The organism is Pseudomonas aestiva (assembly GCF_039908605.1).
GTDB classification, from domain to species: Bacteria; Pseudomonadota; Gammaproteobacteria; order Pseudomonadales; family Pseudomonadaceae; genus Chryseomonas; species Chryseomonas aestiva.
The window spans coordinates 265509-279791 of the sequence record NZ_CP150916.1; the positions used below are offsets into that span (position 1 = coordinate 265509).

At 62.2% G+C, this 14283-nt stretch carries 13 protein-coding genes; 1 reads left to right on the forward strand and 12 read right to left on the reverse strand.

Annotation, left to right across the window (positions count from 1 at the left end):
- Positions 1-58: 58 nt before the first annotated feature.
- The 7 genes from AABM56_RS01235 to AABM56_RS01265 form a co-directional block, all read right to left on the reverse strand.
- Positions 59-799 (reverse strand): WecB/TagA/CpsF family glycosyltransferase, encoded by a 741-nt coding sequence (locus AABM56_RS01235; protein WP_133860419.1) that lies wholly within the window; start codon positions 797-799, stop codon positions 59-61.
- Positions 792-1667, reverse strand: coding sequence for a glycosyltransferase family 2 protein (locus AABM56_RS01240; protein WP_133860420.1), 876 nt, complete (start codon positions 1665-1667; stop codon positions 792-794). Before AABM56_RS01240 ends, AABM56_RS01235 begins: the two co-directional genes overlap by 8 nt.
- A gap of 201 nt (positions 1668-1868) precedes the next feature.
- Positions 1869-4085, reverse strand: coding sequence for a polysaccharide biosynthesis tyrosine autokinase (locus tag AABM56_RS01245; protein WP_133860421.1), 2217 nt, complete (start codon positions 4083-4085; stop codon positions 1869-1871).
- 15 nt (positions 4086-4100) lie between these two features.
- Positions 4101-4541 (reverse strand): low molecular weight protein-tyrosine-phosphatase, encoded by a 441-nt coding sequence (locus AABM56_RS01250; RefSeq protein WP_133860422.1) that lies wholly within the window; start codon positions 4539-4541, stop codon positions 4101-4103.
- Positions 4542-4695: 154 nt separating this feature from the next.
- On the reverse strand, positions 4696-6105 hold the full coding sequence (locus tag AABM56_RS01255; protein WP_133860423.1) for an undecaprenyl-phosphate glucose phosphotransferase: 1410 nt from the start codon (positions 6103-6105) through the stop codon (positions 4696-4698).
- A 470-nt stretch (positions 6106-6575) separates the two neighbouring features.
- Complete coding sequence (locus AABM56_RS01260) at positions 6576-6788, reverse strand: hypothetical protein (protein WP_133860424.1); 213 nt, start codon at positions 6786-6788, stop codon at positions 6576-6578.
- Positions 6789-6926: 138 nt separating this feature from the next.
- Complete coding sequence (locus AABM56_RS01265) at positions 6927-8135, reverse strand: methyltransferase (RefSeq protein WP_133860425.1); 1209 nt, start codon at positions 8133-8135, stop codon at positions 6927-6929.
- Positions 8136-8423: 288 nt separating this feature from the next.
- Between AABM56_RS01265 and AABM56_RS01270 the strand changes: the two genes are divergently transcribed.
- Positions 8424-9287, forward strand: a complete 864-nt coding sequence (locus AABM56_RS01270; RefSeq protein ID WP_133860426.1) for an oxaloacetate decarboxylase — start codon at positions 8424-8426, stop codon at positions 9285-9287.
- A 3-nt stretch (positions 9288-9290) separates the two neighbouring features.
- Here the strand turns inward: AABM56_RS01270 and AABM56_RS01275 are convergent, their stop codons facing one another.
- Genes AABM56_RS01275 through AABM56_RS01295 form a run of 5 tightly spaced genes read right to left on the reverse strand, consistent with a single transcriptional unit; the run spans position 9291 to position 14253 of the window.
- A complete protein-coding gene (locus AABM56_RS01275; RefSeq protein ID WP_133860427.1) occupies positions 9291-10490 on the reverse strand; it encodes a glycosyltransferase family 4 protein in 1200 nt (399 codons plus the stop codon).
- Positions 10491-10535: 45 nt separating this feature from the next.
- Positions 10536-10853, reverse strand: coding sequence for a hypothetical protein (locus tag AABM56_RS01280; protein WP_133860428.1), 318 nt, complete (start codon positions 10851-10853; stop codon positions 10536-10538).
- Between the two features lie 37 nt (positions 10854-10890).
- Positions 10891-11979: a glycosyltransferase family 1 protein gene (locus tag AABM56_RS01285; RefSeq protein WP_133860429.1), complete on the reverse strand. Its 1089-nt coding sequence runs from the start codon at positions 11977-11979 to the stop codon at positions 10891-10893.
- Positions 11980-12010: 31 nt separating this feature from the next.
- Entirely contained in the window at positions 12011-13258 is a 1248-nt protein-coding gene (locus AABM56_RS01290) for a glycosyltransferase family 4 protein (protein ID WP_133860430.1), read from the reverse strand.
- Positions 13255-14253, reverse strand: a complete 999-nt coding sequence (locus AABM56_RS01295; protein WP_133860431.1) for a glycosyltransferase — start codon at positions 14251-14253, stop codon at positions 13255-13257. The genes AABM56_RS01290 and AABM56_RS01295 overlap by 4 nt, the downstream gene beginning before the upstream one ends.
- Positions 14254-14283: the final 30 nt, after the last annotated feature.

The window sequence follows — 14283 nt, forward strand, 5'->3', positions numbered from 1 at the left end:
CGGACGGCTTGTCCGGTGGTCATCTTCCTTGCGGCTGAGAACGCTGCGAGGCAGCCACTCAGGTGCGTCGACTGCTGCGTTCCTTGAGATAGATGGGCAGGATGCTCAACGCATCGTGCACGTAACGCTTGGCCAGCCGTTTGGGCTCCGAGCACAGCCGGTGCAGCCATTCCAGCCTGGCTTTCTGCATCCAGCGCGGTGCGCGCTTGACGGTGCCCACGGCGAACAGGATGGACGCGCCGATGCACAGGCCGACACCGGTACGCTTGCTGCTGTCGATCTGCCGCGCGAGCTTTTCCTGACGCGGCGCCCCTACGGCATAGAGGATGAATTCCGACGGATTCTGCATCACGAAGTCGACGCATTTCTGCGTCTCCAGCGGATCGTTGATGAAGCCCATCGGCGGGTTGTAGTGCGCCAGCTGGATGTGTGGATACATCCGGCGCAACTTGCCGACGTCATCCTCGCTGGAACCGATCAGCACTACCGACAGGCGCTCGTCGTTGGCCTTGCGCAGGATGCTCAGGGTCAGATCGCTGCCGGTGATGACCTCGGGCACGGCGACGCCCAGCGACTTGAGGATGGGCATCAGGATCCGGCTGTCGCAGATGCGCTTGCCGGCGCGCTGATAGGACTCGCGCATGTCGGCATTGCTCTGCAGCTGCACGACATGGTCGATGTTCGGCGTGACGATGTAGCTGTAGGGCCGATGGATGTCCTGGCTGATCGAGTTCAGCAACTCGTCCTTGGTACCGGTGAAGAAGTCGATACCAAAGGCTTGGGTGCGTAGGTTAGACATGCATCGTCGCTCCCTTGAAGGCGCCCTTGACGCCGGACCAGGCCAGTTTCGGATTCTTGAATTCCTTGAGCACGGTGATGCCGGACAGCAACACGGCGGAGACCAGTGCGTAGGGGGTACCGTGGAACTTGCGATTGAAACGGGTGGCCGCGCGGTTGCGGAAGTAGTGATAGAAGGCGCTACGTCCACCCGAGCTCATGGAGCCGTAATGATAGAGCTGGCTCTCGGGCGAAACCTTAAGGGCGACGCCCTTGCGCTTGGCCTGGTGCTGCCAGTCCACCTCTTCGGAGTACATGAAGTAGGCTTCGTCCATGAATCCGATCTCGGTCAGCAGGCTGGCGCAGAAAGCCATGCTGCACCCCATGATGTAGTCGGGTTCACGGTCCAGCTTGGAGATCTCGCTGACCTCGATGTCCTTGCCCAGCAGCTTGGACTTGCCCAGCAGCGGATAGAGGATGCCGCCGCCGTAGCACTCCAGGCGACCGGTCTGGGAGCTCAGGATCACTGAGCCGACGATGGTCTTGGGCGCGCGCTGCAGTTCGGCCAGCAGTGGCGCGAAGGCATCGTCCTTGACGTAGGCGTCGTTGTTGACGACCCAGAAATGCTTGACCGCCAGATTGTCCAGCGCCCAGCGCATGCCGTAGTTGTTGCCACCGGCATAGCCGTCGTTGCGCGGACTGGCGAGCACGGTGACCTGGCTCAGGCCGTTTTCGGCCTGCCAGCGTTGCAGGACGTCGATGGAGCCGTCCTGGGAATCATTGTCCACCACCACCGTGTGATCGATGGACGGGCAGTGCTTGAGGATGCTCTCCACACAACTGATGGTTTCGTTGGGGGCCTTGTAGTTGAGCACCATGACTACGTTCATTGGCGTGTTCCTATTCTTCAGAATCATCAATCCGGTACAGCGTCGAGATCCAAGGCTGCCAAGCGTGGCCGGGTTCAGGAGCGAACCCTTCGAAATCGCTGTGTGAGGTAGTTTCTTGTTCGATGCGCCTGTACGAATACTGCCGCGATCCCTGAAGGGATTGGCTGGACGGCGCTCAGGCCGTCCAGCCGGGGTCGTGCATCAGCTCTTGGCGTCCTGCTCGTAGGAGTAGTGGTAGTTGCCATAGGAGCCGTAGTTACTGGCCTTGCGCTCGACGGCGTTGAAGATCACGCCCTTGAGCGGAATGCCGTTGAGGTCGAAGCGGCGCTTGGTCGCCTCAAGCTCCTTGACACTGTTCACGCCGAAACGTGCGACGATCAGGCTGGTACCGGCGTGGCTGCCGATGATGCCGGCCTCGGTCACCGCCAGGATCGGCGGGGTATCGATGATCACGATGTCGTACAGCTCGCTGAATTTCTTCAGCACAGTGGTGAAGCGAAGGCTCATCAGCAGTTCCGACGGATTCGGCGGGAACTGACCGCAGGAGACGAAATCCAGGCTGCCGACTTCGGTCTTCTTGATGGCGTCGTTCAGGGCGATGCGGCCACTCAGCAGATCGGACAGGCCGTCCTGCTGCTTGGTGTTCATCAGCTTGTGCAGATAGCCCTTGCGCATGTCGCCGTCGATCAGCAGGACGCGCTGGCCGGACTCGGCGATCACCGCGGCCAGGTTCGAGGACACGAAGGACTTGCCGACGCCCGGGCTGGGACCGGAGATCATCAGGATGTTGTTCTTGGCCTCGATCATGGCGAAGTGCAGGCTGGTACGCAGGCTGCGCAGCGCCTCGGTGCTCAGATCGGTCGGATGGGTGATGGCGGTCAGCGAGGATTCGCCCGGCTGCTTGGTGCCCAGTACCTTGGTGGTGTCCGCCTGGTTCTTGCTGTAGGGGATCGAGGCGTAGACCGGCAGACCGATCTGCTCGATGGCTTCCGGAGTCTCGACACCGCGACGCAGGGTATGACGGGTGTAGACGATGGCCAGGCCGACGATGCCGCCGAGGATGATGGCGACGGCGATGATCAGCGGCTTGTTGGGCGCGGACGGATCGTCGACGTTGGCGTTGGCGTTGTCGATGATGCGGACGCTGCCCACGGTACCGGCGCGAATGACTTCCAGTTCCTGAGCCTTGTTCAGCATCAGCGCATAGGTCTGGCCGGTCACCTCGATGTCGCGGTTCAGACGCAGCAGTTCCTGCTGGGTTTCCGGCAGCACTTCGACGCGCTTCTGCAGCTTGGCGCGCTCGGCCTGGAGTTGGCCCAGCTGGCTCATCAGCGCCTGGTAGGCCGGGTGCTGGCGAGTGAACTTGCGGTCCATCTCGGTGCGCTTCAGGTTCAGCTCGGAGATCTGGTTGTCCAGGGCAACGGTCTGTTCCAGGACACCCTTGGTCTCGCTGTCGATATCGACCGACTTCTTGTTGGTCTGGTAGTAGTTCAGCGCGGACTGGGCCTTTTCCAGGTCGGATTTCACGACCGGGATCTGGGCACGCAGGAATTCCAGACTCTGGGTAGACTCGGCGGCGTTGCGATCGATGTTCTGCTGAACGTAGATGTCCGCGACTTCCTGGACGATGGCCTGGGCCTTCAGCGGATCCGCGTCCTGCAGACCGACACCGATGATGCCCGACATCTTGCCGCGCTCACCGGCGACGATGCGACCCTGGTATTCCTGGATGGTCTTGGAAAAACGCTTCTTCATGATGGTGAATTCGGTGCCAGGGCGAGCCTGCAGCGTAGTCACCTTGATCTGGTACCCGGCATTGCTCACCGGCTGGCCGAGGCCACCGTGCAGTACCACTTCGTCGTCGGCATTGAAGACGGTGAAGTTCTGGTTGTCCTCGACCTTCAGCTTCATCGGCTTGTCGAGGTTGCTGTCCGGTACTTCCAGCTGGTCGATGACCAGCTTCTCGCCGCCCCAGGCAAAGCTGTTCAGGCCGAGCAGGGGAGAGGCGACGTCGGTTTCATTCTGCGGATCGAAACGACGTGCGACGAAGTTGCCGATCAGCGGGAAGTAGCGCGGCTTGACCTCGATATCCAGCTTGAGGTTCTCGATCGCCTTGCCGATCACGGAGCGCGACTTGAGCAGCTCGATCTCGGTCACCGCCTCGGGCATGGGCGGCGGCATGCCGGTGGACTGATCGGTCAGTCGGGTAACGCCCTTCTTCTCCATTTCGATCTGGATCATGGCGTTGGACGAATACATCGGCGTGGCCAGGATGGCATAGCCGATACCGAGCGCAGCGAAAATGCCGATTACCGACAGGAGTTGCCATTTGTAATCGATCAACATACCGAAGAGTGCGGAGAAGTTGATATCCGACTCATTCTTAACTTCGGGAGTAAAGCGAGGCATCGTGGTCATGAAATTCCTTCTTCCCTATTTGATGTATGGAAGCCAACTGTCTACACAGCGCGTCAAAAGTATTTGGACATTTTGAAACATCTCTTTAGAAAGGCGATAAGGGTCTGGTACTTCTTGATTGCTCAACCATTTCCCGATCAGAAAAACCTTACCCCTGACTTCAGGAGCAATACTTTCGACGGAGCGTGAGTGGAACTCTTCCATGGTCAAAATCAAATCCGCCTTGCGCAGCATCTCTGCATCCGCCTGGCGAGCTTTGTGGGTCGTGAAATCGATGCCGTTCTCCCGTAGCAGTACCTCCTGAGCGGTCTTCTCGATGCCGTGGCCGACCAGCGCCCTGATGCCGGCCGAGCCGACCTGGACGTCACGGCCTTCCAGGGCCTTGGCCAGTAGTGCTTCTGCGACCGGGCTACGGCAGATGTTCCCTTCGCATACAACCAATATCGACTTGATCATTCTTCAAAACCTTCCTGTTGTCCGGACAACAGGTATCGACGGCAGATAGCCCAGCAATCCCCTTGGGAGTTGCTCGCTGCCGATGTAATTAGAGTCAGGAGTCCAGGCTCCAGATCGTCGTGCTGAGCAGTGGGGCCAGCGGCCCCGGCCAGACTCAGTATGCGTTCTTATTGATGAAGCCTTTGAACAGCGTGAGGAAGATGATCTTGACGTCCCACCAGAAGGACCAGTGGTGGATATAGTCCAGATCGAACTCGACGCGTTTCTGCATCTTGTCCAGGGTGTCGGTCTCGCCGCGCCAGCCGTTGACCTGAGCCCAGCCGGTAATGCCGGGCTTCATCTTGTGGCGGAGCATGTAGCCCTGCACCAGCTTGCGGTACTGCTCGTTGTGAGCGACAGCATGGGGGCGGGGACCGACGATGGACATTTCGCCGCGGAGTACATTAATGAATTGAGGCAATTCATCGAGAGACGTACGTCGTAAAAATGCACCAAACGGGGTGATCCGGGAGTCATTCTTGGTCGCCTGGGTGACCTTGGCGCCGTTTTCCATGACCTTCATGCTGCGGAATTTCCACACTTCGATCGGCTTGCCGTCCATGCCGTAGCGCTTCTGCTTGAAGAAGATCGGACCGGGCGAGGTGATCTTGATGCCGATGGCGATGGCCAGCATGGGCAGGGAGATCATGGCGAGGATGATCGAAGCCAGCACGATGTCCTCGATACGTTTGACGATATGGCTGGCGCCATCCATCGGGGTATCGAAGATGCTGATGCTGGGCAGGCCGTCCAGGCTTTCGCTGCGGGCGTGCAGCAGGTGGAACATGAAGATGTCCGGGATGATGTACACCGAAGCCGTGGTATCGCTCAGCTCCTGGACCAGCCAGTTGATCTTGCTCTGATCGGCCATGCCCAGGGTGATGTAGACCTTGTCGACCAGGCCGGAGCGGACGTCCTGCATGAGCTGGTCGAGGCCGCCATTCAGCGCCGGGCTGGGCACGCCTTCCTCACCGGTATCCTGGTTGTCGCTATAGAAGCCGGCAATGCGCAGGCCCATCCAGGGCGCCGTGCTGATGGTGTGCGCCAGGCGCTGGGCAACCATGCCGTTGCCGGCGATGGCGACATTGCGGGTATTGATGCCAGCCTTGCGCAGGGAATGCATGATCGAGCGCAGCAGCACGCGATAGCCGCACAGGGTGCCCAGCGTCAGACCCAGCCAGCCCTGCATCACGCCAGGCGTCAGATAGGACTGATCGAAGAAGAAGTAGTCCACCATGAACACGGTTGCGAAGGTCAGCACCCAGTAGGTGGCGATCTTGAGCAGTTCATCGGTGATGCGCTCGCCGCGCCAGGAACCATAGACGTGGTTCAGCTCGGTGAGGAAGTGGAAGATCAGCAAGGACAGGAAGATGACGACCCAATGCTCGGGACGCATGCCGGTGTCCGACGCCCAGGTGCCTGCCACGTAGGCGCTCAGCGTGATCACGGCGAGATCGAGCAGGCGGTGTGCGAGCGAGATTGCCGAGGAATTCGTATGCAAAATGCCGCGTTCTTTCAAATTCATGGTTCCATCCTTGTGCGTATACCGTGCACGAACTTTCAACTGGGCGAGGCAGCTACCAGCGTATGAAATGTTCACTATGGCGCTCTAGGACCGATGACTGACCACCGATCGCTAAATGCCATGATGGCTGTAGCGACGTTAGGACTCGGCACTGATTAAGAGGTTCACACGGTAGAAAGGCCGGACGACGCTGTCGAGTTGCCCCAAATCAGGGCAAATAGCACGCCAGTCGGTCTGCGACGGGGGAAGGGAAGTGAAGAAGGGCGGAGTGCGTCACAACGCGGGCGGACGGCTGGCACACTTCTCTCGCATCAGGGTGCGATGAGTGGCTTGCCCGGGCAGCAGGAGGGGGTAAAACGTTCCGTCGGACTTTAATGCGGGATGCGGAAGTTGTGAGCTGGTTCGCCAAACAATGAGACAGCCAGACCGGTCAGGTCGGGTGTAGGCCAGTCCCTGGCCTGAAACACGCCTCAATGGCGATGGTGGGACTGAAAACTCAGGGGGGAATTGACGGGGAGGCTGGAGATCTTGGAATGCCAGGCTGAGTTTCTCGTGTTGTCGTGCGAGAACAGCAGGAACGACCAGCTGACAAGGAGGGAGGCCACCGCAAGCCAGGGCAGCTGGGCTTGGGCGAAGACGAGGCAACCGGCAACGCCGGTCCAAACGGGCAGGTAGTAGCGCATTTTTGTTATTCCTGCTTTTTTTGCGAGATTGCAACCTAACTATTGTGCAGACTTTGTGAGAAGTCCATCACCAAAAGGTATTTTTTACACTCCTCCGCTCAGATTCCGACAAACGTGCAGGGTAGAGCGGCTGTAGGCCTATACCAAGCGGCGTTTTTCCGCGGTCAGCAGCAGGTTTCGCGGTGTCAGACTGGCGGGACAGAAGGTCCCCAACCTCACACTGTAACCTTGCTCCTGTAGGAACAGCACCTGGTCCAGCACCAGCCAGAGCTCCAGAGGACGCCGAAACAGACCGGGCAGCAGTTCGAGATTACGAACTTCTGCCAGCCGCTGGAAGCCCCGTTGTTCCCAGAGGGGCCAGTCGATCCCGGTGGGCAGCCGCAATCCCTTGCGCCGCGCCAGTTCCGCACCGAAGGCCGAGAAGGGCTGGCGCAGCCAGTGGCTGGGCAGCGGCGGCGTATTCAGATAGGTATCGCAGCCCCTGATCTCGCGCTGCAGGAGATCGAATCCCAGCCGGCGGGCCATGGACAGGTCTCTGTCCCGCCGCACCCGCTGCCCGCCGGTGACGGTTTCACAGAGGGCCAGGCGCAGGGCTTCCCGGTCCAGCCGCAGCGCCGAGGCCTTGGCCGGCACCGACAGCGGACCATATGCCGCGGCGGCGATGCGGTCATAGCAGCAGGGCGCCAGGGCCAGTTGCTGGCAGCCCCGTTCCGCGGCCACCCTGAGCAGCTGGACGTGCAGGTCGCCGCAGGCGTGCAGGGCGACGGGGGTGTCGCGACTGCCGAGCGGTGCTCCTGCCAGCGGCTGGAGAACATCGGCCTGATAATGGTGCACCGGGGTTCGAGCCCGGTGGCTGAGCCTTTCGCCCTCCTCGACGAGAGCCGCATCGACCTCCAGGCAGACGGCCGGCGCACCCTGATGGGTCAGGTGCCTGGCGAGGTGGCCCTTGCCCGCACACCAGTCGACCCAGCGCTGTACGGGTTGCTGAAAGTCCAGCGTGCGGGCGAAGGCTTCTATCTGCAGCCATTTGCGTCCGGGCACGTCGACTTCCTGCCTGCCAGGCCGATCGCGACCGGGCTGCGCCTGGCGCTCCTCGACCTGACCCAGCGCCAGCGAGGTGGCGGCCAGCGAGCGGAAGGGTTCAGGTGCTTCCAGCAGCTGGGGAGTATTATGGGCCGCCTCGGCCGCTTCCAGACTGCGGGCCCGCAGCCAGCGGGCCAGATCCGGATGGCTCGATTCCCAGGCCAGTTCGCGTTCGACGAAGGGTCTGGGCCGCCACAGGTGCTGATGCCGGGTCAGAAAGAGATCCAGGGCGGTGAAGCGGTCTAGCAAGTCGGCGGCAAGCATGATGGCATTAGGCAATGACGGGATTGGCAGGAAGGCAGGGCCTGGCCACTATTGTCACTTCGCCCAGGCAGACTTGGGTATCGAAATTTCCGGCGCCCGGCTGCGCCAGCTGAGCCTTGCTCGACGACATTCGGACCCTGGCTTCCGGTAGCTGAAGCGCGCGAGGCCGAGCGGTGACCGTGAGTCAGCTTGATGAATCGATTTATCTCAAAGCCGGACATCTGGTCGTGTCACCACTACTTGTCGCGCTAACATTGTCTGTTCGGTATATCCCAGAAGGAAAATCCTATGAAGCCAACCTCCCCGCACAAGCTGCGTCTAGCGTTCAGATCCCTGCTGAAATCGGACAGTTGCTACCACACGGCGTCCGTCTTCGATCCCATGTCGGCGCGCATCGCCAATGATCTTGGTTTCGAAATGGGCATCCTCGGCGGGTCGGTGGCTTCCCTGCAGGTGCTGGCCGCGCCGGACTTCGCCCTGATCACCCTGAGCGAGTTCGTCGAGCAGGCCACGCGCATCGGTCGGGTCGCCCGGCTGCCCATCATCGCCGACGCCGATCATGGCTACGGCAATGCGCTGAACGTGATGCGCACCATCACCGAGCTCGAACGCGCCGGGGTGGCTGCCCTGACCATCGAGGACACCGTGCTGCCGGCCGGCTATGGCCGCAAGTCCACCGACCTGGTGAGCGTCGAAGAAGGCATCGGCAAGATCAAGGGCGCGCTGGAAGCCCGTATCGACGAAGCCCTGAGCATCTTTGCCCGGACCAATGCCACCGAATTGAGCACCGCGGAAGTCATCTCCCGCACCAAGGCCTACGAGGCCGCAGGCGCGGACGGTATCTGCATGGTCGGCATTCGCGATTTCGCGCACCTGGAAGAGATCACCCAGCACCTGAGCGTGCCGGTGATGCTGGTGACCTACGGCAATCCCCAGTTGCGTGACAACGCCCGCCTGGCCAAGGCCGGGGTGCGGGTCGTGGTGAACGGCCATGCCGCCTACTTCGCGGCGATCAAGGCGACCTATGATTGCCTCAGGGAGCAGCGCGACATCACCGCGTCGGACCTGTCCGCGTCGGAACTCTCCACCAAGTACTCGACACTGCAGGAGTATCGAGTCTGGGCGCGGGAATTCATGGACGTGAAGGAGTAACCATCAGGCCGTGCTCAGCGAACTCGGCTGCAGGCCCTTGCTGGGAAAGGGCGTCACGATGTCCAGATCCAGATCGGCGGGCAGGTGCAGGGCGGCGACCCGGGCTTCGACGAAGGCGCGCATTTCCTGACGGAAGCGCTTGGTGGCGAAGCGCTCGGCATTCTGTCGGCACGCCTGCTGGCTGATCGGTGTTTCCAGGGCCTCGAACTGGCGCACGGCGGCGCATAGCGAGGCAGCGGTCTGCTCCGGATAGAAGACGCCGGTCGGCTGTTGCGTATCCAGGCCGCGCACGGTTTCCAGGACGCCACCCCGGCCATAGGCGATGACGGGGGTACCGCAGGCCTGGGCTTCGATGGGGGTGATGCCGAAATCTTCCTCGGCGGCAAAGACGAAGGCCCGCGCCCGGCGCATGTGATCCAGCAGGCAGTCGAAGTCCTGGTAGCCCAGCATGGTGACGTTGGGGCCGGCGACATCCTTGGCCTTCTCGAATTCGGGGCCGGCGCCGATCACCACCAGCTTCTTGTCGGGCATCGAGCTGAAGGCTTCGACGATCATCGGCATGCGCTTGTAGGGCACCATGCGCGAGGCCGTGAGATAGAAGTCCTCCTTGCCGCCGCTCGGGGTGAAGCGACTGATGTCGACCGGCGGATAGATGACCTTGGCTTCGCGGCGATAGGCCTTGCTGATGCGCCGGGCGATAAAGTGGGAATTGGCGACGAAGGCGTCTACGCCAGCGGCGGTGCGCTGATCCCAGATGCGGACGTAGTGCAGGATGACGCGCGCCAGCTTGCCCTTGAGGCCGCGGTCGAGACCGGCTTCCTTGAGGTACTGGTGCTGCAGGTCCCAGGCGTAGCGGATGGGCGAGTGGACGTAGCTGATGTGCAGCTGGTCCGGACCGGTCAGGACGCCCTTGGCCACCGCATGGCTGCTGGAGATGATCAGGTCGTAGCCGGACAGGTCGAGTTGCTCGATGGCGTGCGGCATCAGCGGCAGGTAGGTCTGATAGCGCTTCTTGGCCTGGGGCAGGCGCTGGATGAAGGTGGTGGTCGCCTGCTTGCCCTGCAATTGCGCCCGATCCTCGTCCGAGAGGAAGTCGATCACGCTGAACAGGTCCGCCTCCGGCCAGATGTGGAGCAGTTCGGCAAGCACGCGTTCGGCGCCAGCAAAGGTTACCAACCAATCGTGAACGATGGCGATTTTCATGTCGTCTTCCTTAAGCGTGAAATGAAATCAAGTGCTGGTGCTGATTCATGGAGTGCGGGTCTTTCTGGTCACTGCATATCCCCAGGGCAGCCGGGTGATCTCGATGCTGTCCGAAGGGCTGTCGAGCTCGTGCAACTTGATGGTTGGGCTTTGTGCAAAGACGGTGTCTGTTGCAGGCGTTTCGCAAGCAGCGGCGTTATCCGGACATTCCGCGGTCGCTGCCGCGGTGTCGTCCGAGCCGCCTTGCAGTAGGTGGCATTCAGCGACCTGAAGGACGCGCCCGGACGTTCTCGTGTCGTTGTCGAGCGTCAGGGGTACCGAGGAGCGGCTCTGGCCTGCCATGGCGTTGCTTGTCTCTTCCATGAGTTCTTGATCGCTGAATTATTGTTCTGTGGTCGTTTCAGGCGGCCCTGGCCGTGGTCTTCGAGGAGCTCGCCAGGGCGCTGTCCAGCAGGTCGGAGACCTTGCTGGCCGAGGTCTGCCAGTTGAAGCGCTGGATGTTGGCCAGGCCCTTGGCGCGGAGCGCCTCCCTGAGCGGTGCGTCCTGCAGGATGGTGCGCATCGCCTGGGTGATGCTGGCCGTCTCGTAGGGGTCGAAATAGAGGACGCTGTCCTGCAGCACTTCCGGCATGGAGGCGGTATTGGCCGAGATCACCGGGCAGCCGCAGGCCTGGGCTTCGAGGGGCGGGATGCCGAACCCCTCGTAGAGCGACGGAAAGACGAAGGCGGTGGCCTGGCGATACTGGCGCGCCAGTTCGGCATCGTCGATGCGGCCGAGCAGCTTGACCCGCGGATCCCTGGCGGCCAGGGTCGCCAGATCGCTCTGGCCGAACACGGCGTGGCTGTCGCCGACGATGCGCAATTCGACCTTGAGGTCCCGCGGCAGGGCGGCGAAGGCTTCCAGCATCCGCGAGAAGTTCTTGTGGTAGCTGGGCGAGGACACCGCCAGCAGATAGGGGGTGTCGGCGCTGTCGATTCGCGGCGCCAGGGTGAAGGCGTCGGCGACGGCATTGGGTACGACCGTGATCGAGTCGCTCGGGTAGCGATAGAAGCGCGAGATCTCGTCCCGGGAGAATTCACTCACGGTGATCAGGGCATTCGAGCGCTTGAGCAGCATGGGGATCAGGCAGCGGTACGAGGTACGGAATTTCCACGAGTAACTCTCGGGAAAGCGCACGTAGTTGATGTCGTGGTGGGTGGCGATCTGGTTGGTGTAGAGCAGCGGCGCCGTGCTGCACAGCGACAGCAGCAGGGGGCTGCCCTGGCTCTTCAGCCAGTTCGGCAGGTCCCATTGCTCCCAGCGCTGGCCCTGGCGGGTGCCGATGATCTCGATGTTCAGCCGCTTGGCCACGTCGGGCCTGACGACGCCGGGCGGCGCGACGAAGCGCAGGTCGGATCGCAGCTTCGCCAGCTCCAGCGAGATGCATTCCGCGAAGCGCTGGACGCCGCGAAGATCCTGGGTGATGAAGCGGGAATTGACGATGATCATGATTCTGCCCGTTGCCGTGACCTGGGGTGGATCAGTTGGAAAGCTGTGTGTGAGGTACGTGAAGCTGCTTGGCGGAGCCGTGTTGCGCCTTGCCCAGGACGTCCTCGAAGAGCGCCAGGTACTGGTCGAGCATGGTGTCCATGCTCAGCAGGTCGGCCACCGCGGTGCGACTCAGCAGACTCAGTCGCTTGCGCAGCTCGGCATCGTCATGCAGGCACTGCAGGGCGCGGCCCAGGGAGTCGCGGTCGTCAGGGTTGCAGAGCAGGCCGTTGACGCCATCGCGGACGATCTCCGGCAGGCCGCCCATGCGGCTGGCGATGACCGGCTTCTGGAAGGCGCAGGCCTCGACGGCGACCATGCCGAAGGGCTCGGCCCACAGCGACGGCGCGACGAAGACGTCGATGTTCTGGTAGAAGGCCTCGGGCTTCTGGTAGCCGACGAAGCTGACCTTTTGCGGATCGGCCATGGCCTTGAGCTGGGTTTCGTAATCCAGCTGGCCCTTGCCGGCGATGGTCAGGGTCGCGTTGAGCGACAGCCGTTGGAACTGCTCGATCAGCCAGCCCACGCCCTTGTTCTCCGACAGGGTGCCCATGTAGCCGAAGCGGACGACGCCGTCCGGCCTGGGGGTCGCGGTCTCGGCATTGCTGCCGGCGATCAGGCTGGCGTTATGGATGACCTGGCGCGGAACGCCGCCGAAATAGCCCTTGTTGACGATGGTATCCAGCAGGTAGCGACTGACGCCGACGACGGCATCCACCTTGGCGGACTGCTCGGCGTGGGGCCGGCGCAGGGCCGCGCAGCTGCCACAGAGTTTCTGGCAGCTCTGGCCCTTCTTGAACAGGGTGTTCTTCGGGCACAGCAGGTACATGTCGTGCAGCACCTGCACGATGGGGACGCCGCTGGCGCGGATCTCGTCCCAGGCCGCGACCGACCAGCCGGATAGGTTGTGGCACACCACCAGGTCCGGCTTTTCCTGTTGCAGCACCTGGCGCAGGGGCGCCCGCATCGCGCTGTTGTACTGGTCGCGAAAGTGCCAGCCGAAGCGCGCCAGCGGACCGGGGCGCTGCTGGGTCAGGGGCCAGTAGAAATTCTTCAGCCCGGCGCGATAGACGCGAACGTCGTTCACCGTCTCCTGCCGCACACCCTGCTCGGGACCGGTCACCAGCACGGCCACGTCGTGACCACGCTGCTGGAAGCCTTCCACGCTGCGTTGCAGGATGAGCTCCGCGCCACCGCCCACATGGGGCGGATAGAAGCTGTTGAGAAAGAGCAGTTTCATAGCGGATAGCTGCGGTTTATCCCCAGCGCGCCGGTTTCGCCGTCCTGGACCGCCTGCCGGATCAGCGCCAGGCGCTGACGGCTCTTGTCGTCACGGGCGAACCACTTGAGCAGGGTGTGGAAGACGTAGCGGTTGAGGCTGTACATCGGCCGGGAGCTGGCCCAGACGTTCTTGTCGAACCAGGCCTGGTTGCGCGCGGCGTAGTAGGCACGGAAGTCCGAGCCGGCCTGCAGGTAGTTCTGGTAGACGTTGCTGGTGCCTTCCTTGATGTTCCAGGAGTGCTCCAGTTCTTCGAGCTCCGCCTCGGTGACCATGAACAGCTTTCCGCCGGCCTGGGTGATGCGGTAGGTGTACTCGGTGTCGTCGGAGTAGAGCACCAGCTCGCGCAGGGGCAGGCCGATGCGCTCATAGAGGCTGCGGTGGGCGAGCATGCCGCCATAGGGGGCGAAGGGCAGCTCGACCAGGGCTTCCGGCTGGCCACCGCGCGGACGGCCCCAGGGCAGGCGGCGCCAGATCTTGTAGGGGATGCGGGCCACGTGGAAGCCGAAGTAGCTCGAACGCGGCTGAGTGATCATCCGGGTCGGGATGCACTGGGCGATATCGGCCTGCTGGGTCGGCCGGTAGCCGAGCACGGCGACCTTGTCGCGACCGTGGATGGCGCCGAGTTCGTCGAGGCGACGGTGCAGCACGTCGAGGGCATCGCCCAGGGGCGCGTTGTCGTCGTCCATCATCCAGATATGGGTGGTATCGGTGGCCAGGGCGGCTTCCAGGGCCACGGCATAACCGTTGGCGGAACCGGTGTTCTCGCTCAGGTTGATCACCTTGACCTGACCGGGCCAGCGGGTTTCGAGGCTATCCAGCGACACCGTGGCCGCATTGCTCACCACGACGACCTGGTGAATGGTGCGTTCGGCCAGGGCGCGGGTGACCAGCTGCTCCAGATAGCCGAGGCGATTGCCGTAGGTGACGGTAACGACCGTGGTCTTGCATTGCATGAACAAATTCCTCCAAAGGGCCTTACAGTT